Origin of the sequence: Streptomyces sp. NPDC050388, assembly GCF_040655635.1 — a bacterium.
In the GTDB taxonomy this organism is placed as follows: Bacteria; Actinomycetota; Actinomycetes; order Streptomycetales; family Streptomycetaceae; genus Streptomyces.
Genome location: NZ_JBFAKH010000024.1, coordinates 52,580 through 78,858, shown reverse-complemented (window position 1 = coordinate 78,858; position 26,279 = coordinate 52,580). Strand labels below are relative to the sequence as shown.

Sequence of the window (26,279 nt, the reverse complement as noted above, 5' to 3'; positions counted from 1 at the left end):
GGGAACAGGAGGACGGCCGGTGGCCGACGACGGGGCGACACGGGCCGGGGGCCCGGGGGCGCGCGGCGGGACCGGAGCGCCGCGGACGGAACGCCACCGTCGCTCGATCCGGGCGGGACGCCACCCTCGCCCGAACCGGCGGTGCGGGGGATCATGGAGGGCACGCTCACACGCGCGAGAAGGCAGGGGTGAGGCCGTGGTGGGAGTCGGTACGGTCGGACGGCCGGTTTCGGCCATCGCTCGATCCCGCCCACATCCGGAGAAATCCCCGAAAACTGCAGTGGCGTCACCGTGTTCAGGTCACGGTGACGCCACTGCGGGGGGAAGCACCTGCGCGATCTTTTACGACGGGGGAATCGCGTCAGGCACTGCGGGGGGTGGCCGAGATGGTCCGGCGGGCAGAGGAGTCGGACTCCACCTGCTCATGGTCCCGCTGGTCCAGGTTCACAAAGATCATTCCGTACCGGATGGCACACCGCACGGGCTGCGGCGCCCCCCGAGGGCGCCGCAGGCACCGGTACGCCCGTACGTCTCCGTCCTCGTCCCGCGTGACGACGACCGGTTCACCGAACACGGTCACCATCAGCGAATCACCGCTGTGGGGGATGGCGGTGACCAGGTCGATGAAGTGCCAACCGGATCGGTAGGCGGTCGCCATCTCCCTGCGAAAAGACCGGTCGTCGGGTGGAGTGGTCACTTCAGCGCCCCGAGTCCACGACGATCGACGGCCAGTGACTGTCGGCAGTCGTGTCACCCTTTGCGTCGGAATAACCGCTCAGCGCTCCGAAGGCCGCAACGGCTGAGAGGGCGGCAGCGAGCACCGAGCGAAGCAGTCTCTTGCGCATAGTCGGCTTCGTCCTCACGTGTAAGTCTCCTCAGTCCCCCGTCAAGTAAGACGATGGCTCATTCGAACACATCATGGCCACACAATCGGTGCATCATGTTCCTGCATGTTCAGGACCCTGAGGGGTGGATATTCAGTGGCAAATCAGACAGATGCGGCGCATCCCCATGCGGTGACCGAACTGTGTGAGCCAGGCAGCCGACTTTATGCCAACGCCCTGCGTGGGGGGAGAGTCTCGCGCGAGGAGGCGGAGGCCGCCCCCTGCCTGATGGAACTCGCCCTTCTCCACCCCGATCCGGACGACAAGGGCTGGCTGCGCCCCGTGCCGCCGGCGATCGCCCTGGCCCAACGACTGCATCCCATCGAGCGTGACATCGCCGAACGCCGACGGCTCTCGATCCGGCTCACGGACGTGTTCGAGCCGTTCATGGCCCTGGGCACCCAGGTGGTGACCACCGACCGCTCGATCACCGTGCTCGAGGGGAGCGGGCGGATCAACGACGCCCTCAACCTGGCGACCTCGCAGTGCCGGACCGAGATGATCACCATCCAGCCGAGCGACGACCGCTTCTCCGAGCGGAGCCTCATCCAGGGCCTGGAGCGGGACAAGCCCCTCATCGAGCGGGGCGTGCGGATCCGGACGCTGTACCAGCACACCGCCCGCTACAGCCCGGAGAAGCGGGCCTACGTGGAGCAGCTCGCCAACGGCAGGGTGGAGTACCGCACGATCGACGAGGTGGTCGAGCGCCTCATCGTGTGCGACGAGTCCGTGGCCTTCATCCCCGCCCGCGACGACCAGCAGGTCGCGCTGGAACTCCGCCAGCCGGGGCTCGTCCGGTACCTCATCAAGATGTTCGAGTTCATGTGGAGCCGGTCGGTGCCGCTGACCGCCGGAGCGCCCTACGAGACCGCTCCCGGCGGCATCACCGACATCCAGCACTCCATCGCCAAGCTCCTCATCGAGGGCCATGTCGACGAGGCCATCGCCCGGCGTCTCGGCATGAACGTCCGCACCTGCCGCGCCCACATCGCCAAACTCGCCGCCACCCTCGGCAGCGGCAGCCGCGCCCAGCTGGGCTACCTCATCGCCCAGTCGGGGATCCTCCAGCAGGAGAAGCCGAGCCGGGGAGCGGGCCACGCATGAACGGGAACGCGCACGACGACGCACCGGCGGAGCCGTGCGAGGGGGACCTGGACCTGTACGCCCGCGCACTGCGTCAGGGGCGCTTACCCGCCGACAGGACCGACGAGGCGGCGCGCCTCGTCGCCCTCGGCCTCCTGGACCCCGCCCTCGACGACCCGAGCCGGTGGGAGCCCGTCGCGCCGCACATCGTCCTGCGCCGGCTCCTGCGGGCCTCGGCGGACCGGATCGCCGGGGAACGGCGGCGGGAGGAGCGGCTGGCCGAGGCGTTCGAGCCGCTGCTGCGGGCGGGCCGGCACGAGGGTGTCCCGACGAGGCCCCCGCTCACGCTCCACAGCGGCAAGGAACGCATCAGCCGGGTCATCGACGAGGCGATGACCGACGCCGCTGAACTCCTGGCCATCCAACCGCACAAGAGCTACGCACACCCCAAGCCGGACTTCCACGAGGCCGCGATCCGGCGCGACCAGGCCCTGCTCGACCGCGGTGGCCGCATCCGCGCCCTCTACCAGCACACCCTGCGCCACTTGCCCTCGCTCGCCGCCCGCTACGAACGGCTGACGGGTGACGTCGAGGCCCGGACGCTGGACGAGATCACCGAACGCCTCATCGTCGTCGACCGCGCCGTCGTGTTCGTCCCCGCCGACGCCGACCGCACCTCGGCCCTGGAGGTCCGTCACCCGGCGCTCGTGGGGTACCTCGCCACCACCTTCGACCGGCTCTGGCGCCTCGCCACACCGATGCACCCCCGGGCGGTCAGGCAGCCCACGCTGAACGGCGTGACGCCCCGTCAGCGCGCCATCGCCGCGCTCCTCGTCGAAGGCCACACCGACGCCGTCGTCGCCGACCGCCTCGGCATGAACGTCCGCACCGCCCGCGAGCACATCGCCAAGCTCGCGACGACGCTGGGCAGCGGCAGCCGTGCTCAGCTCGGGTATCTCATCGCACGCTCGGGGATCCTCGACCGGGAGGGGTGACCACCGTCCGGCGCGCGTCGTCCAGGCCGACCTGTGCGATGCGGACGCCCAGTTGGGTGCGGCTGGCCGCGCCCAGGGTTTCCGAGAGGCGGGCGATGTGCGCCCGGCAGGTGCGCACGCTGATGCCGAGGCGTTCCGCGATCACCGCGTCCTGGTGCCCCTCCGCCAGCAGCGCCGCGATGGACCGCTCCCGGTGCGAGATGCCCTCGATGCCGGTGTCGGGCAGCGGGGCGGTCAGCGGGATGGCGAGGCGCCACAGGCGCTCGAAGACCGTGCCCAGGTACAGCACCAGCGCCGGGTGCCGCAGCTCCAGCGCCATCGTGCGCTCGGCGTTGGCGGGGATGAAGGCGACCGTGCGGTCGAAGAGGATCAGCCGCTCGACCACCTCGTCCAGCGTCCGCGCCTCCACCGCGTCGCCCATCAGCTCCAGGTAGGTGTGCAGGCCCTGGCCGTGCCGGGCCACATGCGTGTAGAGGTCCCGCATCCGCACCCCGCGCCCGCGCAGCGCCGTCGCCCGGTGCAGCCCCTCCGACAGCTCCGCCTCGCGCCGGATACCGCCCGGCTGGACGGTGAGCACCTCGGTGGTGCACGCCTGCGTCGCCTCGTCCATCGCGGCCTGGATACGGGCCAGTCCGTCCAGCACCCTGATCGCCGGGCCCTCCGCGGCCGAGGGGGAGGCGGGCACCCGGTGGCCCAGGCCGGCGTACCACTCGAACGCCGCGACGACCGAGCCGACCCGGCGCCGGCTCGCGTCGACCTCCTCGTACATCCCGCGCAGCAGCCGGGTCATGACCTCCTGCGGGGCGGTCGGCACCAGCCAGTCCATGTCGTCGGGGTCCGGGTGCAGCAGGGCCAGGTCCAGCAGACAGGGCACCGGCTCCGCGTCCCGGCGCGGCACCCGTCCGCGCCGTACGGCCCGGGAGTACACGCGGTCCCCGGAGTCGCACAGCCGGTCAGCACCATGTGGATGCTCGTCCGTCCCGCGCCCGGCCATCGCCCGTCCCACCCCCGGTTCCGCCACTTTCCGATGCGCCACTATGCGCGGCCGCACCCGGCTCCGCAACACGGCTCCCGTCGGCGCGGCAGCCGATACGCGTCGGTACGCCCCGCTGTCTCCCCGCCTCGCGCGGTCGCACCACAACCACCGGACGGACGGCTGCGGACAGCCCGGAACACCGGAAGAACCAGGGACTTGGGGTGGTGGCGGGACAACACCGCCGGGGAGCACGGTGATCCGTGCTCCCCGGCGGAACGTCCACGCACCCCGGGCGGAAAGCCCGGCGGCCGTCGGCTACTTCAGGCCGACCGCGGCGCAGGCCTCCTTGTACTCCGCCGTGCAGATGTCCGCCACCTTGTAGATCCCGTCGGCGACGACCGTGTCCTTGATGTTGCTCTTCGTCAGGGCGACCACGGGCACGAGCTGCGCCGGGATGTCCTTGTCCGTGGGGCTGTCGACCCGCTCGCGGGTCAGCGCGTCGAACTGGATGTCCTTGCCCTGGACCCGCGCCACGGCGATCTCCGCGGCGTTGTCGGCCTCCAGCGGGTAGGACTTGTAGACGCTCATGAACTGCTCGCCCGAGATGATCCGCTGCACTCCCGCCAGTTCGGCGTCCTGGCCGGTGATCGGGGGCAGCTCGGTCACACCGGCGGCCTCGAGCGCCTTGACGATGGCGCCCGCCATGGTGTCGTTGGCCGAGTAGACGGCGGCGATGTTGTCCTTGCCGATCGCGTTGATCGCCTCGACCATGTTGGCCTCGGCGTTCTCCGGCGCCCAGTCCTTGGTGTCGTAGGACTTGGCGATGGTGACCTTGCCCTTGAGCTCCGACAGCGCGCCGGCCTTGAACTGCTTGGCGTTCGGGTCGGTCGGGGAGCCGTTCATCATGACGATCTTGCTGGTGGCCGCGTCGTCGCCGCCGAGCTTCTCCAGCAGGGAACGGCCCTGGACCTCGCCGACCAGCTCGTTGTCGAAGGAGATGTACGCGTCGATCGGGCCCTCGGCCAGCCGGTCGTAGGCGATGACCGGGATGCCCGCGTCCTTGGCCTTCCTCACGTCCTCGGCGATGGCCTTCGAGTCGACCGCGTCCAGCACGATGACGTCGACCCTGTCGTCGATCATCTGCTGCATCTGGCTCGACTGCTTGCCGGCGTCCGCCTCGGCGTTGGCGTAGGCGACCTTCCCCTTGTCGTTGGTGAGCGACTCCACCTTCTTCTTGAAGATGGGGTAGTCGAACTGCTCGTACCGGGTGTTGGCCTTCTCCGGGAGCAGCAGTCCGATCGTGATGTCGTTCCCCTTCGTGGGGCTCGCGTCGTCGCTGCTCCCTGTCGCGTTGATTACGCCGCAACCGGCAAGCATGACGGACATCGAGGTGGCGGCCACTGATATGGCGATACGACGCATGCGAGGGCTCACTTCAGGTGCGTTTTGGACGTGGGCACAACATTGCGGCCCATGTGACTGAAAAGCCAACGCTTCAGCTACCACTGGCGTCAAGACCAACTACTTAACGAGATGAACACAACACGGTGCGCTGAAGTCGTGAGGGGCCGGCGAAAGACTCGCACAGATCCCCTGAAGACGCACACATCCGCTGATCACAGGCGTGCGCCGGGCGCACGGGACGGTGAGTGAGGGAGCGTCAGCCGGGTGCACACACGCGAAGGGCCCGGAGGTTCGGACGAACCTCCGGGCCCTTCAGGGCACTTCACTTTTCAGCCAAACGGAACTTTCCCGTCAGCCGGACCGCCCAGTCGGGTCAGTCGGCCTGCTGCTGACGCTTCGGCCGCCACACCACCAGCGCGCTGGTCTGCTGCACCTCCTGATACGGCACCAGGTCCCGGCGGTACGACGCGTGCACCGCGGCCTCGCGCTGCCGCATGGTCGCCGCCGCGCCGTCCAGCGCGCCCTCCAGCTCCGCCACCCGGGCCTGCAGCGCGGCGACCTGGTTCTCCAGTTCGATGATGCGCTTGATGCCGGCCAGGTTGATGCCCTCCGCCTGCGACAGCTGCTGCACCTGACGGAGCAGCTCGATGTCACGGGCCGAGTAGCGGCGGCCCCGGCCGGCGGCCCGGTCCGGCGAGACCAGCCCCAGACGGTCGTACTGGCGCAGGGTCTGCGGATGCAGGCCGGAGAGCTGGGCCGCCACCGAGATGACGTAGACCGGCGTGTCCTGCGTCAGTTCGTACGGGTTGCGTCGACGACCGTCCATCTCCCTCAAGCTCCCTTCGCTGCCTGGAACAGCTCCGCCCGCGGATCCTCACCCGCGGTCGCCTCGCGATACGCCTCCAGTGCGTCACGAGCCTTCCCCGGCAGGTCCTTGGGAACACTCACCTCGACGGTGACCAGCAGATCGCCGCGCGAGCCGTCCTTGCGGACCGCTCCCTTGCCGCGGGCCCGCATGGTCCGCCCGTTGGGCGTGCCCGGGGGCAGCTTCAGCGTGACTGGCGGACCGCCGAGCGTCGGGACGCGGATCTCCCCGCCGAGGGCCGCCTCCGGATAGGTGACCGGGACGGTGACGGTGAGATTGTCGTCCCGGCGGCCGAACACCGGGTGGCTGTCGACGTGCACGACGACGTAGAGGTCGCCCGCCGGGCCGCCGCGCTCGCCCGGTGCGCCCTTGCCGCGCAGCCGGATCCGCTGGCCGTCGCTGACGCCCGCCGGGATGCGCACCTGCATCGTCCGCGAGGACTTGGCCCGGCCGCTGCCCTTGCAGATGTCGCAGGGGTTCTCCGCGATCAGGCCGCGGCCCTTGCAGTCCGGGCACGGGTCGGTGAGCGAGAAGCCCCCGCCGCTGCCCCGGGCGACCTGCCCGGTGCCGACGCAGGTCGGGCACACCCGCGGTGTCCCGTTCTTGTCGCCGGTGCCCGAACAGCCCTTGCAGGCCTGCTGGGAGGACATCCGCAGCGGGACCGTCGCCCCCTCGATGGCCTCGGTGAAGCTCAGGGTGACCTCGGACTCGATGTCCTGGCCGCGTCGGGGCTGGGTACGGGTGGTGCCGGTGCCGCCGCGGTTGAACAGCCCGCCGAAGACGTCACCGATCCCGCCGCCGAACCCTCCGGCGCCGCCCTGGCCGCCCTGGCCGCCCTGGCCGCCTCCGAAGAGGTCACCCAGGTCGAAGTTGAACGACCCGGCGCCGCCCGCCCCCGGCCCCGGCCGGAAGCCGCCGCCGCCGAAGAGCGACCGGGCCTCGTCGTACTCCTTGCGCTTCTTGGGGTCGCCGAGGACGTCGTTCGCCTCGGAGATCTCCTTGAACCGCTCCTCCGCCCTGGCATTGCCCTTGTTGGCGTCCGGGTGGTACTCGCGGGCGAGCTTCCGGTACGCCTTCTTGATCTCCGCCTCGGTGGCGTCCTGAGGCACGCCGAGGACCTTGTAGTAGTCCTTCTCGATGAAGTCCTTGGTGCTCATCCCCGACGCCCCTCCTTCCTTGCCCGCCGGGGCGGCCCGGCAGGTACTGCCTGCCCGGCCCGCCCCGGCTTCCTCACGCCCGTCGAGGCGTCAGCCCTCCTGAGGGCCACCGGTCTCCTTTTCGTCCGCCGCCGCCTCGGTCTCCTCCTCGGCCGGCTTGCCCGGCTGAGCGCCCGGCTGCGGCTCGGCCACGGCCACCCGCGCGGGGCGGATGGTGCGCTCACCGATGCGGTACCCGGGCTGCAGAATCGCCACGCACGTCGTCTCGGTGACGTCCGGGGCGTAGGAGTGCATCAGGGCCTCGTGGATCGTCGGGTCGAAGGGTTCGCCCTCCTTGCCGAACTGCTGCAGGCCCATCTTCGCCACGGTCGACTCCAGCGACTCGGCGACGGACTTGAACCCGCCGACCAGTTCGCCGTGCTCCCGCGCGCGGCCGACGTCGTCGAGCACGGGCAGGAGCTCGGTCATGAGGTTCACCACGGCGACCTCCTTGACCGCGATCCGGTCGCGCTCGACCCGGCGGCGGTAGTTCTGGTACTCGGCCTGGAGCCGCTGGAGGTCCGCCGTGCGCTCGGTGAGCGCCGTACGGGCCTGGTCCAGCTGGGCCACCAGCCCGGCATCGGGACCCGAGTCCCCGGCCGGGGCCGCCGCCTCCTCCGCGGAGGGGGTGGCGGCCTTCGGCTCGGCGTCGTCGGCCGGAACGCCTGAGGGGACGTCGGGCTGCTGCGACTTTTCGTCGAAGCCCGGGGTCTCCTCGGTCACGCCGCACCGTCCTTACGTTCGTCGTCCACGATCTCGGCGTCGACCACGTCGTCGTCCGCCCTGGCCCCACCGGCACCCGCGTCGGCTCCGGCGGCGCCGCCCGCGGCCTGGGCCGCCTGGGCGTCGGCGTACATGGCCTGGCCCAGCTTCTGGGAGACGGCGGCGACCTTCTCCGTGGCGGTGCGGATCTCGGCGGTGTCCTCGCCCTTGAGCTTCTCCTTCAGCTCGGCGAGGGCGCCCTCGACCTCGGTCTTGATCTCGCCGGGGACCTTGTCCTCGTTGTCCGCGAGGAACTTCTCGGTCTGGTAGACGAGCTGCTCGCCCTGGTTGCGGGACTCGGCGGCCTCGCGGCGCTGGTGGTCCTCCTCCGCGTACCGCTCGGCCTCCTCACGCATGCGGTCGACCTCGTCCTTCGGGAGCGAGGAGCCGCCGGTGACGGTCATCTTCTGCTCCTTGCCGGTGCCGAGGTCCTTCGCCGTGACGTGCATGATGCCGTTGGCGTCGATGTCGAAGGAGACCTCGATCTGCGGGACGCCGCGCGGCGCCGGGGGCAGACCGGTCAGCTCGAACATGCCGAGCTTCTTGTTGTACGCCGCGATCTCGCGCTCGCCCTGGTAGACCTGGATCTGCACCGACGGCTGGTTGTCCTCGGCCGTCGTGAAGATCTCGGAGCGCTTGGTCGGGATCGTGGTGTTGCGCTCGATCAGCTTGGTCATGATGCCGCCCTTGGTCTCGATGCCGAGGGACAGCGGGGTGACGTCGAGCAGCAGGACGTCCTTGACCTCGCCCTTGAGGACACCGGCCTGGAGCGCGGCACCGATCGAGACGACCTCGTCCGGGTTGACGCCCTTGTTGGCCTCCTTGCCGCCGGTCATCTCCTTGACGAGCTCGGCGACGGCGGGCATACGGGTGGAACCACCGACGAGAACGACGTGGTCGATCTCGGACAGCGCGATGCCGGCGTCCTTGACGACGTTGTTGAACGGCGTCTTGCAGCGCTCCAGCAGGTCCGCGGTCAGCTGCTGGAACTGGGCGCGGGTCAGCTTCTCGTCGAGGTGCAGGGGACCCTCGGCGGAGGCGGTGATGTAGGGGAGGTTGATCGTGGTCTCGGTGGACGCGGACAGCTCGATCTTGGCCTTCTCGGCGGCCTCACGCAGGCGCTGGAGCGCCATCTTGTCCTTGCCCAGGTCCACGCCGTGCCCGGCCTGGAACTGCTTGACCAGGTAGTCGACGACGCGCTGGTCCCAGTCGTCACCACCGAGGTTGTTGTCACCGTTGGTGGCCTTCACCTCGACGACGCCGTCGCCGATCTCCAGGAGCGAGACGTCGAACGTACCGCCACCGAGGTCGAAGACCAGGATGACCTGCTCGTCCTTGTCGAGGCCGTACGCCAGGGCGGCGGCCGTCGGCTCGTTGACGATGCGCAGCACGTTCAGACCGGCGATCTCGCCGGCCTCCTTGGTCGCCTGGCGCTCCGCGTCGTTGAAGTACGCCGGGACGGTGATGACCGCGTCGGTCACCTTCTCGCCCAGGTAGGCCTCGGCGTCCCGCTTCAGCTTCTGGAGCACGAAGGCGCTCATCTGCTGCGGGTTGAAGTCCTTGCCGTCCAGGTTGATCTTCCAGTCGGTGCCCATGTGGCGCTTGACCGACCGGATGGTCCTGTCGACGTTGGTCACGGCCTGGCGCTTGGCCACCTCACCGACCAGCACCTCGCCGTTCTTCGCGAAGGCGACGACGGAAGGCGTGGTCCTGGCGCCCTCAGCGTTGGTGATGACGGTGGGCTCACCGCCCTCCAGAACGCTGACGACGGAGTTAGTCGTGCCCAGGTCGATGCCGACCGCACGTGCCATTTCGATTCCTCCAGCTGACTTGAGTGGAACAGACTCAAGCATGCCTGAGGTCCGGCGCGGGGTCAACAGAGCTGAGTCGATCAGACTCAACTCTTATCCGCTCCTTACGCGCAAGGAGGGCCCGACCTGCGGATTCGGGGCGTCAGCGCCGGCGCAGGAGCGGGGCGGCAGCCGCCCCCAGGAGCGGCTCCGAGGCGGGCGGCCATGCCGGGCCTCAAGCCAACGGCCTACGGACACAAGTGTGCGGCACGGATATAAATTAGTGGCGTATGCCCAGATTCATGGGGCGTGACGCAGTCACCTCCAGGGTGCCCCCGAAGGCAACCCTCAGCGACTCAGATCACTCCGCGCCCGGCTGCAGTACGGCCGAAGATAGGGGTAGTCTCAGACGGACTGTATAAGTTACCGCTTAGTAATGTCGGGAATTCCGTGGCAGGAGCCCCCCGACCAAACCCTCGCAGGCCCGAGGAGCCCCTATGCAACTCGCCGCGATCATCGTGTCGCTGGTCCTGACCGTGGTCGGCGTCGCCCTGCTCGCACGCGCGATCGGCCAGTTCGTCCGGTACTTCAAGCTGGGCCAGCCGGTCCCGGCCGGCACCCGGACCGACAACCCCTACCAGCGCAGCGTGACCCTGGTGCGGGAGTTCCTCGGCCACACGCGCATGAACCGGTGGGGCGTCGTCGGCATCGCCCACTGGTTCGTGGCCATCGGCTTCCTGACGCTGCCGCCGACCATCATCACCGCCTACGGCCAGCTGTTCCGGGCCGACTGGACGCTCCCGGTGATCGGCGGCTTCCTGCCGTACGAGATGTACATCGAGTTCATCAGCGCCATGACGACCCTCGGCATCGCCGTGCTGATCGTCATCCGCCTGCTGAACCTGCCCTCGCGGCCCGGCCGCAAGTCCCGGTTCACCGGCTCGAAGATGGGCCAGGCCTACTTCGTCGAGTACGTCATCCTCACCATCGGCCTCGCCATCTACGTGCTGCGCGGCCTCGAGGGCGCCCTGCACCACGTGGACGGCTACCAGGCCGCGTACTTCGCCTCGTACCCGCTGGTCCTGGCCTTCAAGGGCCTGAGCCTGACGGTGCTGCAGAACCTCGTCTACCTCTTCGCCATGATCAAGCTGAGCACGACCATGATCTGGATGATCACGGTCAGCCTCAACACGAACATGGGTGTGGCCTGGCACCGCTTCCTCGCCTTCCCGAACATCTGGTTCAAGCGCGAGGCCACCGGCGAGGTCGCGCTGGGCGCCCTGCAGCCGATGACCTCGGGCGGCAAGCCGATCGACTTCACCGACCCCGGTGACGACGACGTCTTCGGCGTCTCCCAGGTCGAGCAGTTCTCCTGGAAGGGCCTGCTGGACTTCTCCACCTGCACCGAGTGCGGCCGCTGCCAGTCGCAGTGCCCCGCCTGGAACACCGGCAAGCCGCTCTCCCCCAAGCTGCTGATCATGAGCCTGCGGGACCACGCGCACGCCAAGGCGCCGTACCTGCTGGCCGGCGGCGGCAAGACCATGGAGGGCGAGGAGAAGGCCTCCGCCGAGCAGCTGGCCGACGTGCCCGCGGCGGCGCTGGCCGAGGCCGAACGGCCTCTCGTGGGCACGCTGGAGGAGAACGGCGTCATCGACCCCGACGTCCTGTGGTCCTGCACCACCTGCGGCGCCTGCGTCGAGCAGTGCCCCGTCGACATCGAGCACGTCGACCACATCGTCGACATGCGCCGCTACCAGGTCATGATCGAGTCCGCGTTCCCGTCCGAGGCGGGCACGATGCTCAAGAACCTGGAGAAGAAGGGCAACCCCTGGGGCCTGGCCAAGAAGCAGCGCCTGGAGTGGACCAAGGAGGTCGACTTCGAGGTCCCGGTCGTCGGCAAGGACATCGAGGACCTGTCCGAGGTCGAGTACCTGTACTGGGTCGGCTGCGCCGGCGCCCTCGAGGACCGCGCCAAGAAGACCACCAAGGCCTTCGCCGAGCTGCTGCACATCGCGGGCGTCAAGTTCGCGATCATGGGCGGCGACGAGAAGTGCACCGGCGACTCCGCCCGCCGCCTGGGCAACGAGCCCCTGTTCCAGGAGCTCGGCATGGAGAACGTCATGTCGCTGAACACGGCCTTCGGCGAGGAGACGGACGACGAGGGCAACGTCACCGAGGAGTCGAAGAAGCCCAGGTCGGCGAAGAAGATCGTCGCCACCTGCCCGCACTGCCTCAACACCCTCGGCAACGAGTACCCGCAGCTCGGCGGCGACTACGAGGTCATCCACCACACCCAGCTGCTCCAGCACCTCATCGACGAGGGCAAGCTGATCCCGGTGACCCCGGTCGAGGGCCTGATCACCTACCACGACCCGTGCTACCTGGGCCGGCACAACAAGATCTACACGCCCCCGCGCGAGATCATCGCCAACGTCCCGGGCCTCAGGAACGAGGAGATGCACCGCCACAAGGAGCGCGGCTTCTGCTGCGGCGCCGGCGGCGCGCGGATGTGGATGGAGGAGCGGATCGGCAAGCGCGTCAACGACGAGCGCGTCGACGAGGCCCTCGCCCTGAACCCGGACATCGTCTCCACCGCCTGCCCGTTCTGCCTGGTCATGCTGACCGACTCGGTCAACGGCAAGAAGAACGATGGCAAGGCCAAGGAGTCCATCCAGGTCGTCGACGTCGCCCAGCTGCTGCTGGAGTCGGTCAAGACGCCGCTCGACCCGACGGACGAGTCGGAGGCGGAGAACGCCCCGGAGCCGGAGCCGGTGAAGTAGGCGCGAGGTACGGACGCGCAACAGCGCGCAGGCACGAAGGGGTCGTCCGAGTGGGCGGCCCCTTCGTCATGTCCACGTGCAACCATCCGCGCCCTTCGCGGGTCTCCTCGTCGGCGATCACCCGTGATTCACAGGCCGTCCACCCACCCGGCCGCCCCGTCCCCCGGAGACCCCCATGCGCAGACGCACCGCCGCCCTGGCCGCCGTTCTTCTGGTGAGCGGCCTCACCCCCGCCGTCCTCGCCACCCCCGCCTCCGCCGCCGTCGCCAAGCACTACGACGACTTCAACGGCGACGGCCACCGCGACCTCGCCTACCGCGGCGACAACGGCGTGGACCGCACGGGCGGCACCGTCACCGTGGTGTACGGCACCAAGAACGGCCTCGACACCGCCCGTCCCCAGCTGATCCACCAGGACAGCCCGGGCATCCCGGGGGCGAGCGAGGAGGACGACTCGTTCGGCGAGTCCCTCGCGAGCGCAGACCTCAACAAGGACGGCTACGCGGACCTCGTCGTCGGCAACTCCAACGAGCACGTCGGCAGCACCAGGTACCGGGGCACGGTCACCATCGTCTGGGGCTCGAAGTCCGGCCTGTCCGGCGGCACCAACGTCACCCCCAAGTCAGGGGCGGCCGGCCACTTCGGCCGCGACGTGGCCACCGGCGACTTCACCGGCGACGGGTCCCCCGACCTCGCGCTGATCGGCGGCGAGGAGGCATGGCTGTACCGCGGCCCGTTCACCAAGTCCGGCAGGACCGGCAGCGTGAGCAAGGTCGACAAGACGGGAGGGGGCTGGTACTCGCACGGCCTCGCCGCGGGCAAGGTCAACGGCGACGGCCGGACGGACCTGGTGCTCCTCGGCACCCAGTTCGCCTCCGGCAGCGACAAGCCCCTCCACCGGATCTGGTTCCTCAAGGGCTCGTCCTCCGGTCTGACCTCCGGTCCGTACAAGACCTTCACCAGCGAACCCTGGGGCGCGGCGATCGGCGACTACGACAAGAACAGCTACGGCGACATCGCCGTCGGCCTGCCCGACCAGAACAACGGCCGAGGCGCGGTCACCGTCTGGCGCGGCACCTCCGCCGGCCCGAGCGGCTCCGTCACGTTCACCCAGGCCACCTCCGGCGTCTCCGGTTCTCCCGAGGCGGACGACAACTTCGGCTACGCCGTGTCCGCCGCCGATGCGAACGGTGACGGCTACGCGGACCTCGCGGTCGGCGTCCCGCACGAGGACGTCGACGGCCGGGTGGACCAGGGGGGCGTCCACTTCTTCCGTGGCGGATCGGGCGGCCTCAGCGGTTCCCGTTCGTCGTGGATCCCCCAGACGGTCCTGGGCCCGGCCGAGGCGTACTCCTCCTTCGGAGGCTCCGTGCGCCTGCGCGACCTCACGGCCGACGGCCGTGCGGACCTGGCGCTGGGCGCGCAGGACCGCGGGATCCTGCTGCGCGGCACGAGCACCGTGCCGACGACCAACGCCGCGGTGGTCCTCCCCGAGTTCGCCGGCGGCTTCCCCGACTGACGCCGGCCGGTCCGTCCTGCGGAGGACCGCACCCCTCCGCGGGGCGGAGAGCCGAGCTGACTGCCCCTTAGGGGATGTCACAGCTCGGCCGCAAAGGCGGCCCCGGAACCCCGGGCCCGGCCCACCACTCCCCCGGACCAGGTACGTTCGATGAGTGGCTGGATTCAGGATCGGACGCGGCCGGGACAACAACGGCGCTCCTCACGCGCGACCGCAACACCCTCCGTACGGGCAGCAGACGCCGCAGGGACCGTCGTACGGCTCCCCGCAGGCGCCGCAGCCGTACCCGCAGCAGCCGCCGTACGGCAGCGGCGGCCACGGCGGGGGCGGCAACGGCGGCGGCAGCCCGTGGCCGCAGGTGAACCGCGGCCCCGGCGGACACGGCGGCCCCGGCCACCCCGGCGGCGGCTACGGCGGCCGGCACGGCCACGGCGGCGGCCACGGCGAGCCGGAGTACTTCGGCGACGGCGGCGGCGGCGCGTACCCGGGCGGCCCGCAGGCCGGGTACGACCCGTACGCGGCCAACAACCCGGGCCACACCCAGGCCTTCTCGGTCAGCGAGGACCCCTACCTGCAGGGCGGCGGGACACACCACGGCGGTGCCCCCGAGCCCGTGCCCGGCCCGGTCGGCCCGCCCCTGCCCTGGAAGGCCCTGCTGAAGGGCATCGTCACCGCCCCCGACCAGACGTTCCTGCGGATGCGCGACTACACGATGTGGGTCCCCGCCCTCGTCGTCACGTTCCTCTACGGCCTGCTCGCGGTCTTCGGCTTCGAGGGCGCCCGCGAGGAGGCGATCGGCGCCACCCTGACCAACGCCATACCGATCGTGCTGACGACGGCCGTGGCGATGGTGATCAGCTTCTTCGTCCTGGGCGTGGTCACCCACAGCCTGGCCCGCCAGCTCGGCGGCAACGGCGCCTGGCAGCCCACGGTCGGCCTGTCCATGCTGATCGCGTGCATCACGGACGCCCCCCGGCTGGTCTTCGCGATGTTCGCGAGCGGCGACGCCACGTTCGTCCAGATCCTCGGCTGGGCCACCTGGATCGCGGCCGGCGCGCTGCTCACCCTGATGGTCCGCCGCTCCCACGACCTGCCCTGGCCGAAGGCCCTGGGCGCGTCCGCGATCCAGCTGATCGCCCTGCTGTCGATCGTGAAGCTGGGCACGTTCTGAGCCACGGAACGGCACACGTGAAGGGGGCTCCCGATCCGGGAGCCCCCTTCTTCGGCCCGACCTTCTTCGCCCCGGCCCGAGCACAGGGCGTGTCCGGGCGGGCCGGCCGGTCACATGGAACGATGCGCCCATGCTCGTACAGCTCCTCGCCGCAGCGGGTGTGCTCGCCGTCCTGACCATGGTTCCCGGCCCGGACATGGCCGTCGTGACGAGGCGCGCCGTGGCGTGCGGCCGGCGGGACGGACTGCGGACGGTCGGCGGCATCAGCGCCGGTCTGCTCACCTGGGGCGTCCTCACCGTGGCGGGTCCGGCGGCCGTGCTGGCCGCGTCCGCCACGGCCTACACGGCCGTCAAACTGGCCGGAGCCGCCTACCTGATCTTCCTCGGCGCGCAGTCGCTGCTGGCCGCCCGGCGGGCCCGTACGGGTACGCCGACCGCCACCGCCGAGCCCGCGCCGAAGCGGAACCCGTGGCGCACCGGCCTGGTCAGCAACGTCTTCAATCCGAAGGTCGCCGTCTTCTACACCGGTCTGCTGCCGACGCTCGCGCCCTCCGGCACGTCACCCCACACGGGGATGGCCGTCCTCGTTCTCCTGCACGTCGCGCTCACCCTCGTCCGGCTCGGCGGCTACGTGATGGTGCTGGCGAAGGCCCGCGCGCTCTTCGAGCGGCCCGTGGTGCGGCGGGCCATGGACCGCGTGACCGGCGTCGTCCTGATCGGTTTCGGCGTCAGGGTCGCCACGGCGCAGCCCTGACCGGTCGCCGCCCGGGGGGCGGCCCCGGCGCCGGCAAGCAATCCGTCAGACGGCCTACAGCGCCTCTTTCGAAGGCGCGACCGGCTCGCCCGCCTTGCGCACCGGAGGCAGGACACTCCACGGGAAGTTGATCCAGTCGTCGGTCCGCTTCCAGACGTACTCGCACTTCACCAGCGACTGCGACTTCTCGTAGATCACGGCGCTGCGCACCTCGGCGACGGCGTCGAGGCAGAAGTCGCGGACGAGCTTGAGCGTCTTGCCGGTGTCGGCGACGTCGTCGGCGATCAGCACCTTCTTGTCGGTGAAGTCGATGACGTCGGGCACGGGCGCGAGCATGACCGGCATCTCGAGCGTGGTCCCCACCCCGGTGTAGAACTCGACGTTCACCAGGTGGATGTTCTTGCAGTCCAGGGCGTAGGCGAGCCCGCCGGCGACGAAGACACCGCCGCGCGCGATGCTGAGCACGACGTCCGGCCGGTACCCGTCGTCGGCGACGGCCTGCGCGAGCTCACGCACGGCCACCCCGAACTGCTCGTAACTGAGGTTCTCCCGCTGCGGACGGCTCTCCTGCTCGCTCATGCCTATACCTGGGTGCGGTGGAAGTTGAGGAAGGCCCGCGAGGCCGTGGGCCCGCGCTGCCCCTGGTACCGGGAGCCGTACCGCTCACTGCCGTACGGGGCCTCGGCCGGCGAGCTGAGCCGGAACAGGCACAGCTGGCCGATCTTCATCCCGGGCCACAGCTTGATCGGAAGCGTCGCGAGGTTCGACAGCTCCAGGGTCACGTGCCCGGAGAACCCGGGGTCGATGAACCCGGCGGTCGAGTGCGTGACCAGCCCGAGCCGCCCCAGCGAACTCTTCCCCTCCAACCGCGACGCGAGATCGTCGGGCAACGAGATGACCTCGTACGTACTGGCCAGTACGAACTCGCCCGGATGCAGGATGAACGGTTCGTCCCCTTCCGGCTCCACGAGCCGGGTCAGCTCCGCCTGCTCGACGGACGGGTCGATGTGCGGGTAGCGGTGGTTCTCGAACACCCGGAAGAAGCGGTCGAGGCGCACGTCGACACTGGACGGCTGCACCATGGATTCGTCGTAGGGATCGATCCGTACCCGCCCGGCATCGATCTCGGCCCGGATGTCCCTGTCTGAGAGAAGCACGCCCCGAGGATACGCAAGGCGCGCGGACCGGCCACAATCGCCGTCCCACGCGCCCACGCCCTGCTACCCCTGCCGGGCCCCGTGCCCTCGCTAACGCTTCTGGTGAGCGACCGGCACGACGCTGCGAAGCCGCGCACAGCGCGGACACCGCAAGAGCCGACCGGGGCCGAGTCGCTCGGCCTGCTGCATCGGGAACGAGGCGGCGGTAAACACGTGCCCATCGGCACAGCGGACGACGGTGCGCTCCATCAAGTCCAAGAGTCCCTTCCCCAAGAGCCGCGCCTGGCTTCCTGCCCTGACGCCGAACGGCACATTACGGGATCAAAGAGACAACCCTCCAGGCGGCACCCCGGCCCCGCCCAGCCCCACACCGACACCCCACCGTACGCCCCAACTCCAGCCCCCCGTACCCACTTCCGCACCTTGAACGCCACCAGGCCCCCGGGACCTGAAACACCGGGGGCCTGCCATGGGGTAGAGTGACCGAGCATCCGGTCACCGGTCGGTTCTGGTGGCCTGGATCACACGCGGGTGTAGTTTAATGGTAGAACATCAGCTTCCCAAGCTGAGAGCGCGAGTTCGATTCTCGTCACCCGCTCCACGAAGAAGGCCCAGGTCAAAGACCCGGGCCTTTCCACTGTCCGCCGTGATCACTCTTCGCGTGCCAGATCCGTGCCAGAACGCTTCTCGTCGGCCTCCCGGGCAGCGGCGGCCCGAACCTTCCGGACGGTCGTGTCGAGGTCGGCTGCGACCTCTTCCTGACGCTCCTGGTCGGAGTGCCGACAGATCAGCGCGGCCTTCTCGGACGACTGCCCGGCACCCTTCAGCGTGGCGCCGGACCGCGTGGAGAGCGTGCGCCCGGTGTGCCGGAGATCGTAGAACCGGAAGCCCTTGGACATGCCGACGATCTCCCGCGCCCGCCGCCACTTCCGTCCGAAGGCGCTGCGCCGAAAGGGCACCCCCTTCTCCCCGAGAAAGGCCAACCCGTCCGGCCCCGGCTCAGCTTACGACTCCAGATGCCAGCGGAGCTCCCGGCGGAGGAACGCGGGAGGAATCACAGTCCGGGCCCCGGCCTCCGCCTCGATATCGCCCCGGACGCGCCGCCGTTCAGCCGCTCCGGCTCGGCGAGGCGGAGCGGCTGAACGGGCGGCGTACCCGTGGCCATGGCGGTGGAGGCCGGCGTCATCAGTGTTGAGTAAAGGGAGCAGGCCAAGGCCGCGTGGGCGAGCCACTTACAGAACTGACGAGCCGCAGCCCTACAGCTCTCGATGACGGCTACGACGCCGCACTGCTCTGATTGCCACTGGCCGGCATGCGCAGGGTGTGGTCACCGAAGTCCGCGACCAGATCCAGCCTCCCGCCAAGTGCCTCCACGTAGCGAGCGATAACGTCCAGGGTGGCCCCCTCGCCGTGCTCGATCTGGGAGACCCGGGCGACGCTGACGCCCATCCGGGCTGCCACATCCCGTTGGGTCGCCCCCGACTGCTTGCGTGCCTCGGCGAGCTGGTGGCCACGCGCCTCGGCGAGGAGCCGGCGAGATCCCGCTTCCACCTCGGCGGGCTCCACACCTGCCGCGTACAGCTCCTGTTCCAGAGCCTCCCAGTCCTGCGCAGCCTTCTTGGGCATGTGCCTCCTCCTCAGTTCTCGTCGTCGCTGGTGTACTCGTGGTAGAGCTGCTCGGCCAGCGGGATGTTGTCGCGGTACCAGCGCTCCCAGTTTCCGGCCTTGTCACCGCCGAGGAGCAGCAGGGCCGAGCGAGTCGGATCGAAGGCGAAGACGATCCGGATCTCGGAGCGCCCACCCGACCCCGGCCTCAACTCCTTCAGATGATGCAGTTCCGAGCCCTTCAGCCGGTCCACAAGGGGGCGCCCCAAGGTCGGCCCTGCCTCACGCAGGGCCGCCACAGCCTGCGCGACCTGGGAGGCCGAACCCAGATCCTCCTTGATCAGGAACCTGAACCACTCCGCGTACTCATCGGTGACCTTGATCGCCCAGCCCAAGACGGCTCCCCTCGACACCCACACCACAAAGTTAAGAAATTCCTTAAGCACCAGCAAGCCGCCGGTCCACGTACATTGCCGCAACCAGCCATCGAAGACCTTGCCCGGAAGCACAACTTCCGGGCGGCCCAGGAGTCACGTAGCCCCGCCGGAGCCCGCGCCTGCGCTACATTGCCCACCACATGCCCTTCAGAGGGGAACAGCGGTACCCAACGGTGTCTCACCACCTCCGCGACTGGTGTGACAGTGTGCATCTCCGCAGGTCACCGCCCCGCTCCATATATGAAGCTTCCCCTCGATGGTGGACACCTGGCGACTGGGACGTGAGGTCCCAGAGGAAGTAGTGCCAGGTGGGAAACAAGAGCGACCGCAGCAGGCGGTACACGGCGGAGTTCGAGCGGGATACCGTCGCGCTGGCGCTGTCGTCGGACAAGGCGGTCACCGAGGTCGCCCGGGACCTGGGGGTGCGCCCGGAGGGTCTGCGTGGCCGGGTGAAGCAGGCCAAGGTCGACCGGGGCGAGGGGCCTGCCGAGGCTCTGACCAGTGCCGAGCGGGAAGAACTCGCCCAGCTGCGGCGCAAGGTCCGCGAGCTGGAGAAGACAGTCGGCGTCCTGGGAAAAGCGACCGCCTTCTTCGCGCAGGACAAGATGAGGTGGACACCGCCGCGCGGTGCCGCTTCATCGACGCGGAGAAGGCATCGGACGACAGTCTTGCAGGTCACAGCGTGGCGCTGCTGCGCCGTGCGCGGGGAGTGCCGCGCACGACCTGCTACGCGCCCCGGGTGGCCGCCTTTGCGCGCCGGGTCGCGCGGCGCGCGGAGGAACGCCCGGTGGACGAGACCCGAGTGCTCCACGCCGGGTCGCGCGGCGCCTACGGAGCCCCGCGGATCCACGCCGCTCTGCGGCGGGCCGGGCGGGCGGGCGGGCGGGCGGGCGGTGAACGGTAAGAAGGTCGAGCGGCTGATGCGCAAGCACCGGGTCGTCGGGATCACCCGCCGCCGGCGTCGGGGCCTGACCCGGCAGGCGAGGCGTGCGGTGTTCGCCGCCGACCTGATCAACTGGGACTCCACCGCCTTCCGCCCCGGGATGCGGCTGGTCGGCGACATGACCGAACTCATCACGCTGGAACGGAAGTTGTTGTGGCGACCTGCATCGATCTCGCGAAGCGGGAGGTGATCGGCCGGGCGATGGCCGACCACCACCGTGCCGCACTGCCGGTCGCCGCCCTGCGGATGGCGGTCGGACGCGGTGGCCTGGAGGACGGCTGCATCATGCACACCGACCGCGGCAGCGAATACATGAGTGATGAACTCTGCACCGAAAGACGCAAGTTGCGCATGAGACGGTCGGTGGGACGTGCCCGCTCTTGCCACGATAACGCTACTGTGGAAAGTTGGTTCGCCGTCCTCGAAGCAGAGATCGAAACCACCGTCTGGGAGACCCGCGAGGCCGCCCGGTCCGACGTCTTCCGCTACATCGAGATCGAATACAACCGCAACCGACTCCGCAGGCATCCCGAGTACGGGTACGTCACCCCGCTCGAAACGAGAACCTTGCTCAGGCAGGACCTCACCTCCGCAGCGTAAACACCCGCTGTCCAGGACCCGGGGGGGGAACTTCAGTATCCCGTTCGCGTTGAAACGCCGACGTGTGGGCCATGCGGCCGTGCCGGGAACAGCCGGTCCGGGCGGTGCTGTTGCATCGACCGAGGCACCGGCACCGCGGGCGGGGGACACGGAGACCACAAGGTCGTCCGCCCCACCGGGATCCGGGCCCCGGAATCGCGGTACGCCCGCCACGCCACTGGGACCAAGACGTATCTCTGCAGGAGGACTGTTTCATGACCGACCAGCCCTTGACGCTCATGGCAGTACACGCCCACCCCGACGACGAGGCCACCGGAACCGGAGGGGTCCTCGCGCGGTACGCGGCGGAAGGCATCCGCACCGTTCTCGTGACGTGTACCGACGGCGGTTGCGGTGACGGACCGGGGGGCGTCAAGCCGGGTGATCCCGGGCATGATCCGGCGGCGGTCGCCTTGATGCGCCGTCGCGAACTCGAGGCGAGCTGTGATGTCCTGAAGGTCAGCGAGCTGGAGATGCTGGACTACGCCGACTCCGGGATGATGGGCTGGCCGAGCAACGACGCCCCCGGATCCTTCTGGCAGACCCCCGTCGAGGAAGGCGCCGCCCGACTCGCGGAACTCATGCGGCGCTACCGACCCGATGTGGTCGTCACCTACGACGAGAACGGCTTCTACGGCCACCCCGACCACATCCAGGCCCACCGCATCACGATGGCGGCGCTGGAGATGACCGCGCTGACACCGAAGGTGTACTGGACCACGGTGCCCCGCTCGGGGATGCAGCGGTTCGGCGAGATCATGCGCGAGTTCCATGAGGACATGCCGGAGCCGGATCCTGCCGAGGCCGCCGCGATGGCCGAGATCGGCCTCCCTGACGAGGAGATCACCACCTGGGTGGACACCACCGCGTTCAGCGGCCAGAAGTTCGATGCGCTGGCCGCGCACGCCAGTCAGGGCGAGAACATCTTCTTCCTCAAGATGGGCAAGGAGAAGTTCGGCGAGTTGATGGGCACGGAGACCTTCGTACGTGTCCAGGACACCACCGGCGCCGCCGTACCCGAGAACGATCTTTTCGCCGGACTGCGCTGATCCACCCGTCCGACCGACGGCCGGGAAGACTCATCGGCCGCCGACACCGCACGGCGCAGTCGAGCGGGACACAGAGTCGCCGTCCGTCGCGAGCTTTCCAGCGCGGTCAGTCTCGGCGACCGAGCTGTCACACACGACCTCGGCGACGAGCAGCGCCCCGTACGGCTCCTCGCCGAACTACGCGGTCGTCGTGACTCTGCGCGGCCGCTTCGAGCGTCGTGAGACGTGGACGCGCTTCTCCGACGGTGCCTCCGCGATACCCCAGCTGGACCACTCGTATGCAGCCGCAACGTCACACCAGCAGCTGCTCTCCGTACGAGGCAGCCCCTGCGCGGTTGCACCGTCAGCGACGCCGGCCTCTCCCCTGCCGAGGTTCCGTGCCCTCCGCGTGCCCGTGAGGACGGAAAGCCACGGTCGACAGGGGTGCAATCCGACCCACAGGACCGCTCCAAGGACCTGGTATATGCGCTGGCCAGAGCCATGGAGCCCGCCCAGGCGCCGTCGCTTCCCAAGCTGAGAGCGCGAGTTCGATTCCCGTCACCCGCTCCACGAAGAAGGCCCAGGTCATCGACCTGGGTCTTGTTCGTTGCCAAGGGCTTCCCCTACCCGCGCGGATGCTTCCACGGATTCTGGAGCGCGCCGAAGAGCTGCCCGTGCCAGGCAGCAAGAGTGGCAGCCGGCTCAGGCGACGGTGTACTCCGCGTCTCCGAAGTCCGCGACCACGCGCAGCCGACCACCCAGCGCTTCCACATAGGCCCTGAGCGTGGCCACCTCGGCCCGGTCCAGCTCGCCGTGCTCGATCGCGGAGACGCGCGGTGCCGAGACCCCCATGGACGCGGCGACCTGGCGCTGGGTCAACGCCTGCTCACGTCGGACCTCCGCAAGCTTGTGAGCGCGCACCTCCGCGGTCAGCCTGTCCATGGCTGCCTGCTTCTCCTGAGCCGAACGCACCGGCAGCCCGGCGGCCTCGCGCCGCTCGCGCGCCTTGCGCCTGGTCTCCTCCCAGCCGACCGTGCTCATTCGTACTCCCTGGTCTCAAGATCAGACACATGCGCCCGGTAGCGCTCCCCGGCGATCGGGACGTTGACGTCGTACCAACGCTGCCAGTTTCCGGCCTTGTCGCCGGCCACCAGCAGCACCGCCCGGCGCACCGGATCGAAAGCGAAGAGAATCCGGATCTCGCTGCTCCCGGACGAACCCGGTCTCAGCTCCTTCAAGTGATGGTTATCGGCACCCTTGAGCCGGTCGACCAGCGGACGACCGAGCGTCGGGCCCGTGGCCGCCAGCATGTCGATGGCGTCTTCCACCTGTTCGGCGCTGCCCCAGTCCTCCTCGGCCAGCGCCTCGAACCACGCCGCAACCTCCGCGACGAGGACCACTTCCCATTGAGCCACGAGCCCCATGTTAATGCAAGCGTTAACACGAGCCGTGCTGAAGCGGCCGACGGCTGCAAACCTCGTCTCGACCCGTACGGCGAGTGAAAGTACCCACCCGGTGCGGTTGCAATGACCATCCCCGGGTCGCTCCCCGCGACAGGGCACCGAATTCGCCGCGATCCGCCGAGCGCCGCTTGCGGCTCGGTGCCCCTGACACATGCCCATAGCGTGCCCGTAAGAGCGGACAGTCACGGTAAACACCAGTGTGATCCAGCACGCCAACGGCCCAGCATCAGCCGCGTATGACCAGGTCAGAGACCACATGGCTTGACAAGTGCCGTCGCTTTCCAAGCTGAGAGCGCGAGTTCGATTCCCGTCACCCGCTCCACGAAGAAGGCCCAGGTCAGAGACCCGGGCCTTTCTGCTGTCCGCGGCGATCACTCACCACGTGCCAGATCCGTGCCAGAAGACTTCTCGGTTGCCTTCTTGACGGCCTGGAACCGGGACGCCGACGCCTAAACGCCGCTGTGCTTCCCCGGCCAGTACGCCGATCCCGAGACCCGGCCGCCCTACAACGTCCACCGGCACTCGCCCCGGAGACCGTCCGCTACGTCACGCCCGCCCCTCTGGGCCTACGTGCACAACCCGCTGCAGTGGGCGGGCCCGCTCGCGGCCGGCCACCGCGCATGGCATACCCGCCAGGTCTTCCGTGGCGCTCCGCGCCCTGCTGTGCCGGCCTGACGGATCCGCCACCGCCCCTGGCTCATCCTCTGGACGCCAGTGCCTCGTGCGACGCGACAGCGCACCTAGCCGTAGACCACCGACCACGGGCGGGGGGACTCGTCCGGGAGGCGCGGGAGGCCCTCGCGTCTCGAGGTTGCCGTGTGGTCGCGGGCCAGGACGTCGGCCGCGAGTTCCGCGAAGCGGCGGGCGGCCGGGTGGGCTCCGCGGCCGACGGGCCAGGCGCCGCTGATGCGCAGGGTGAGGGGGCGGTCGGCCAGTGGCCGCCAGGCGACGCGGGGCTCCTTGCGGGCCACCGGCCCCTGGTCGAAGGCGACTCCGCGGCCCGCTGTCACGAGGGCGAGCAGGAACTCGGGGTTGGACGCATGCCGAAGGCGGCCGGGTACGAAGCCTTCGGTGCGGCACACGTCGAGGATCCGGTCGTACCAGCCGGGTGCGTGTGCCCGTGGGAAGAGCACCAGGTCGTAGCCCGAGAGCTCACCAAGCGTCACCTCCGGCAGCTGAACCAGCGGCGAGGTACGAGGCAGGACGACGCCCAGGTCCAGTGAGATCTCGGGGCCGAGTCGCAGTTCGGTGGCGTCGACGGGGTGGTGCACGAGTCCGACGTCCAGCCCTCCGGAGGAGAGCAGCCGCACCTGCTCCTCGGTGGTGACTTCCTGCAGGTCGACGGAGAGCCCCGGAGCGTGCTCCGCACAGGCGGTCAGCAGTGCGGACAGCATGGCGGCCGTGGTGTCGGGCGGTACGCCCGCGCGGAGTGTGCCGAGGCCACAGTCGGTGGCACGGCGGGCCAGCGCGCGCAGCCTCTCCTCCCGGGCGAGGAGTTCGTGGGCCTCCTCCAGCAGTGCCGCCCCGGCGGCGCTCAACCGGACGCCGCGCTGCGAGCGGTCGAACAGCTCTGCACCGAGCTCCTTCTCCAGCCGACGTATCGCCTGGCTGAGCGGCGGCTGCGCCATGCCCAGCCGCTCGGCGGCCCGGCTGAAGTGCAGCTCGTCGGCCACGGTGACGAAAAGACGCAGGTGGCGCAAGAGATCCACGGTCAGGATCGTACGTGAGGCCGCTGCGAGGGGCTCCATGATGATTTGTTCGCCATCACCGGGGACTCCCATGATCGTCCGGACAACACCTGGCCGGCCAGGCCGACCACAATCCGATGATCAAAACGAATCGACGGCAAGGGGTAAACAGTGGCCGAGGAACGGATCCGGCAGGTCTTCGCCGGTGCGGGCGCCGAAGGGCAGCTTCACGTCCTCCCCATTCACGTGCGCGCGGGGGCCGCTGGAGAGGCCGGCGCGGAGCCGGGTGCCCGTGAAGTCGCCGTGGGCGCCGACACCCCCGTCGTGATCGCCTCGATCTTCAAGGTGCTGCTGGCGCTGGAGTTCGCCCGGCAGGTTGTCGCCGGCCAGCTCGACCCGCGGGAGCGGGTGCGGGTGACCGCGGCCGACCGACTCGGCGGCTGGGGCACCGCCGGCTGTCTGGACGACGTCGAACTGTCACTGCGCGACCTGGCCCACTTCGCGATGTCGGTCAGCGACAACACGGCGGCCGACCTGTTGCTGGCCCGCGTCGGCCTGGACACCGTACGGCTGCTCGCGGAGGAACTCGGGCTGGAACGGACCCGGATCGCGGGCGGTCCGCGAGACCTGCTGGAGTCGATGCTCGCGGAGGTCGGGGCGCGCGACGAGCGCGAGTTCGCCGTCCACTACCCCGCCCTGCCGGATGACCGCAAGAGACGGCTGGCCGTACTGGACCCCCGCCACACCACGGCGAGCACACCCCGCGAAATCACCCGGTTGCTCCGGCTCATCTGGAGCGATGCCGCCGGTCCGCCGGAAGCCTGCGCGCTCGTACGGGACTTGATGGGACGCCAAGTATTCCGGCACCGTCTGGTGTCGGGCTTCCCGGACGACGTCACGGTTACGGCCAAGACCGGAACCCTGCCGGGGCTCCACATGGAGGCGGGCGTCGCCCGCTACCCCGACGGCGCGCACTACGCGATCGCCGTCTTCGCCCGCACCCACGACCTGGCCGCCTCCCGCCCCACGGTGGACGCCGCGATAGGCAGAGCCGCCAGGATCGCGGTCGGCTTCCTCCGGGAAAGCGACGACGGCCGATGACCAGGCCACATATGCGTTCACGTATCAATCGAGCCGAAT

Annotated in this window: 25 protein-coding genes, 1 tRNA gene and 2 pseudogenes; 13 read left to right on the top strand and 15 right to left on the bottom strand. The window is 69.6% G+C overall.

All coding sequences use genetic code 11. The features are described 5' to 3' along the window. Positions 1–361: 361 nt before the first annotated feature. Positions 362–697 carry a hypothetical protein gene (locus AB0I73_RS16390; RefSeq protein WP_363037829.1) on the bottom strand — a complete coding sequence of 112 codons (336 nt, stop codon included), beginning with the start codon at positions 695–697 and terminating at the stop codon, positions 362–364. Between the two features lie 253 nt (positions 698–950). On the opposite strand from AB0I73_RS16390, the gene AB0I73_RS16385 reads away from it, so the two are divergent. Together AB0I73_RS16385 and AB0I73_RS16380 are read left to right on the top strand one after the other, a co-directional pair. Then, positions 951–1,988 (top strand): helix-turn-helix transcriptional regulator, encoded by a 1,038-nt coding sequence (locus AB0I73_RS16385; RefSeq protein WP_363037827.1) that lies wholly within the window; start codon positions 951–953, stop codon positions 1,986–1,988. Beyond that, entirely contained in the window at positions 1,985–2,962 is a 978-nt protein-coding gene (locus tag AB0I73_RS16380) for a helix-turn-helix transcriptional regulator (protein ID WP_363037825.1), read from the top strand. The genes AB0I73_RS16385 and AB0I73_RS16380 overlap by 4 nt, the downstream gene beginning before the upstream one ends. Here the strand turns inward: AB0I73_RS16380 and AB0I73_RS16375 are convergent. From AB0I73_RS16375 to dnaK, 6 genes are all read right to left on the bottom strand, one after another. Then, complete coding sequence (locus AB0I73_RS16375; protein WP_363037890.1) at positions 2,925–3,956, bottom strand: helix-turn-helix transcriptional regulator; 1,032 nt, start codon at positions 3,954–3,956, stop codon at positions 2,925–2,927. The genes AB0I73_RS16380 and AB0I73_RS16375 overlap by 38 nt on opposite strands. Before the next feature lie 297 nt (positions 3,957–4,253). Further along, positions 4,254–5,360, bottom strand: coding sequence for a substrate-binding domain-containing protein (locus AB0I73_RS16370; protein WP_363037823.1), 1,107 nt, complete (start codon positions 5,358–5,360; stop codon positions 4,254–4,256). Between the two features lie 355 nt (positions 5,361–5,715). Next, complete coding sequence (locus tag AB0I73_RS16365) at positions 5,716–6,168, bottom strand: helix-turn-helix domain-containing protein (protein ID WP_109377148.1); 453 nt, start codon at positions 6,166–6,168, stop codon at positions 5,716–5,718. A gap of 5 nt (positions 6,169–6,173) precedes the next feature. Next, positions 6,174–7,364: a molecular chaperone DnaJ gene (dnaJ, locus tag AB0I73_RS16360; protein WP_363037820.1), complete on the bottom strand. Its 1,191-nt coding sequence runs from the start codon at positions 7,362–7,364 to the stop codon at positions 6,174–6,176. Positions 7,365–7,454: 90 nt separating this feature from the next. Next, on the bottom strand, positions 7,455–8,126 hold the full coding sequence (gene grpE / locus AB0I73_RS16355) for a nucleotide exchange factor GrpE (RefSeq protein ID WP_363037818.1): 672 nt from the start codon (positions 8,124–8,126) through the stop codon (positions 7,455–7,457). Continuing rightward, positions 8,123–9,976: a molecular chaperone DnaK gene (gene dnaK / locus AB0I73_RS16350; protein ID WP_363037816.1), complete on the bottom strand. Its 1,854-nt coding sequence runs from the start codon at positions 9,974–9,976 to the stop codon at positions 8,123–8,125. Before dnaK ends, grpE begins: the two co-directional genes overlap by 4 nt. A 476-nt stretch (positions 9,977–10,452) precedes the next feature. Here dnaK and AB0I73_RS16345 point away from each other — a divergent pair, with 476 nt between their 5' ends. The 4 genes from AB0I73_RS16345 (at position 10,453) to AB0I73_RS16330 (ending at position 16,179) form a co-directional block, all read left to right on the top strand. Beyond that, entirely contained in the window at positions 10,453–12,735 is a 2,283-nt protein-coding gene (locus AB0I73_RS16345; protein ID WP_363037814.1) for a (Fe-S)-binding protein, read from the top strand. 175 nt (positions 12,736–12,910) lie between these two features. Further along, complete coding sequence (locus AB0I73_RS16340) at positions 12,911–14,254, top strand: FG-GAP and VCBS repeat-containing protein (protein WP_363037812.1); 1,344 nt, start codon at positions 12,911–12,913, stop codon at positions 14,252–14,254. Between the two features lie 154 nt (positions 14,255–14,408). Continuing rightward, positions 14,409–15,425, top strand: coding sequence for a Yip1 family protein (locus AB0I73_RS16335; protein ID WP_363037811.1), 1,017 nt, complete (start codon positions 14,409–14,411; stop codon positions 15,423–15,425). A 130-nt stretch (positions 15,426–15,555) separates the two neighbouring features. Continuing rightward, on the top strand, positions 15,556–16,179 hold the full coding sequence (locus tag AB0I73_RS16330; RefSeq protein ID WP_363037809.1) for a LysE family translocator: 624 nt from the start codon (positions 15,556–15,558) through the stop codon (positions 16,177–16,179). Between the two features lie 54 nt (positions 16,180–16,233). On the opposite strand, the gene AB0I73_RS16325 is transcribed toward AB0I73_RS16330, so the two are convergent. Then, the gene (locus AB0I73_RS16325) at positions 16,234–16,758 is read right to left on the bottom strand and encodes a phosphoribosyltransferase (protein ID WP_363037807.1); all 525 of its coding nucleotides are present in this window, start codon (positions 16,756–16,758) and stop codon (positions 16,234–16,236) included. Positions 16,759–16,760: 2 nt separating this feature from the next. Beyond that, complete coding sequence (dcd, locus tag AB0I73_RS16320; protein WP_109377139.1) at positions 16,761–17,336, bottom strand: dCTP deaminase; 576 nt, start codon at positions 17,334–17,336, stop codon at positions 16,761–16,763. A 527-nt stretch (positions 17,337–17,863) separates the two neighbouring features. Between dcd and AB0I73_RS16315 the strand changes: the two genes are divergently transcribed. Beyond that, positions 17,864–17,937: transfer RNA gene (locus tag AB0I73_RS16315), tRNA-Gly, on the top strand. 49 nt (positions 17,938–17,986) lie between these two features. On the opposite strand, the pseudogene AB0I73_RS16310 reads toward AB0I73_RS16315, so the two are convergent. The 3 genes and pseudogenes from AB0I73_RS16310 to AB0I73_RS16300 all read right to left on the bottom strand — a co-directional run. After that, positions 17,987–18,439: pseudogene (locus tag AB0I73_RS16310) on the bottom strand (site-specific integrase); the annotation flags it as partial. Between the two features lie 172 nt (positions 18,440–18,611). Continuing rightward, positions 18,612–18,962 (bottom strand): helix-turn-helix transcriptional regulator, encoded by a 351-nt coding sequence (locus AB0I73_RS16305; RefSeq protein WP_363037805.1) that lies wholly within the window; start codon positions 18,960–18,962, stop codon positions 18,612–18,614. 11 nt (positions 18,963–18,973) lie between these two features. Further along, the gene (locus AB0I73_RS16300; RefSeq protein ID WP_363037803.1) at positions 18,974–19,336 is read right to left on the bottom strand and encodes a type II toxin-antitoxin system RelE/ParE family toxin; all 363 of its coding nucleotides are present in this window, start codon (positions 19,334–19,336) and stop codon (positions 18,974–18,976) included. Positions 19,337–19,686: 350 nt separating this feature from the next. Between AB0I73_RS16300 and AB0I73_RS16295 the strand changes: the two are divergent. The 5 genes and pseudogenes from AB0I73_RS16295 to AB0I73_RS16275 form a co-directional block, all read left to right on the top strand. After that, a pseudogene (locus AB0I73_RS16295) lies at positions 19,687–19,911 on the top strand (transposase); the annotation flags it as partial. Between the two features lie 77 nt (positions 19,912–19,988). Continuing rightward, positions 19,989–20,282, top strand: a complete 294-nt coding sequence (locus AB0I73_RS16290) for a hypothetical protein (protein ID WP_363037896.1) — start codon at positions 19,989–19,991, stop codon at positions 20,280–20,282. After that, a complete protein-coding gene (locus AB0I73_RS16285; RefSeq protein ID WP_363037894.1) occupies positions 20,272–20,511 on the top strand; it encodes a hypothetical protein in 240 nt (79 codons plus the stop codon). Before AB0I73_RS16290 ends, AB0I73_RS16285 begins: the two co-directional genes overlap by 11 nt. Further along, positions 20,475–20,921 carry a DDE-type integrase/transposase/recombinase gene (locus AB0I73_RS16280; protein WP_363037801.1) on the top strand — a complete coding sequence of 149 codons (447 nt, stop codon included), beginning with the start codon at positions 20,475–20,477 and terminating at the stop codon, positions 20,919–20,921. Before AB0I73_RS16285 ends, AB0I73_RS16280 begins: the two co-directional genes overlap by 37 nt. A 254-nt stretch (positions 20,922–21,175) precedes the next feature. Then, positions 21,176–22,009, top strand: coding sequence for a PIG-L family deacetylase (locus AB0I73_RS16275; RefSeq protein ID WP_363037799.1), 834 nt, complete (start codon positions 21,176–21,178; stop codon positions 22,007–22,009). 681 nt (positions 22,010–22,690) lie between these two features. Here the strand turns inward: AB0I73_RS16275 and AB0I73_RS16270 are convergent. From AB0I73_RS16270 to AB0I73_RS16260, 3 genes are all read right to left on the bottom strand, one after another. Beyond that, complete coding sequence (locus AB0I73_RS16270) at positions 22,691–23,029, bottom strand: XRE family transcriptional regulator (protein WP_363037797.1); 339 nt, start codon at positions 23,027–23,029, stop codon at positions 22,691–22,693. Then, positions 23,026–23,412, bottom strand: a complete 387-nt coding sequence (locus AB0I73_RS16265; protein ID WP_363037796.1) for a type II toxin-antitoxin system RelE/ParE family toxin — start codon at positions 23,410–23,412, stop codon at positions 23,026–23,028. The genes AB0I73_RS16270 and AB0I73_RS16265 overlap by 4 nt, the downstream gene beginning before the upstream one ends. Before the next feature lie 779 nt (positions 23,413–24,191). After that, positions 24,192–25,151 (bottom strand): LysR family transcriptional regulator, encoded by a 960-nt coding sequence (locus tag AB0I73_RS16260; RefSeq protein ID WP_363037888.1) that lies wholly within the window; start codon positions 25,149–25,151, stop codon positions 24,192–24,194. A 159-nt stretch (positions 25,152–25,310) separates the two neighbouring features. Here AB0I73_RS16260 and AB0I73_RS16255 point away from each other — a divergent pair, with 159 nt between their 5' ends. After that, positions 25,311–26,240, top strand: coding sequence for a serine hydrolase (locus tag AB0I73_RS16255; protein WP_363037794.1), 930 nt, complete (start codon positions 25,311–25,313; stop codon positions 26,238–26,240). Positions 26,241–26,279 lie beyond the last annotated feature (39 nt).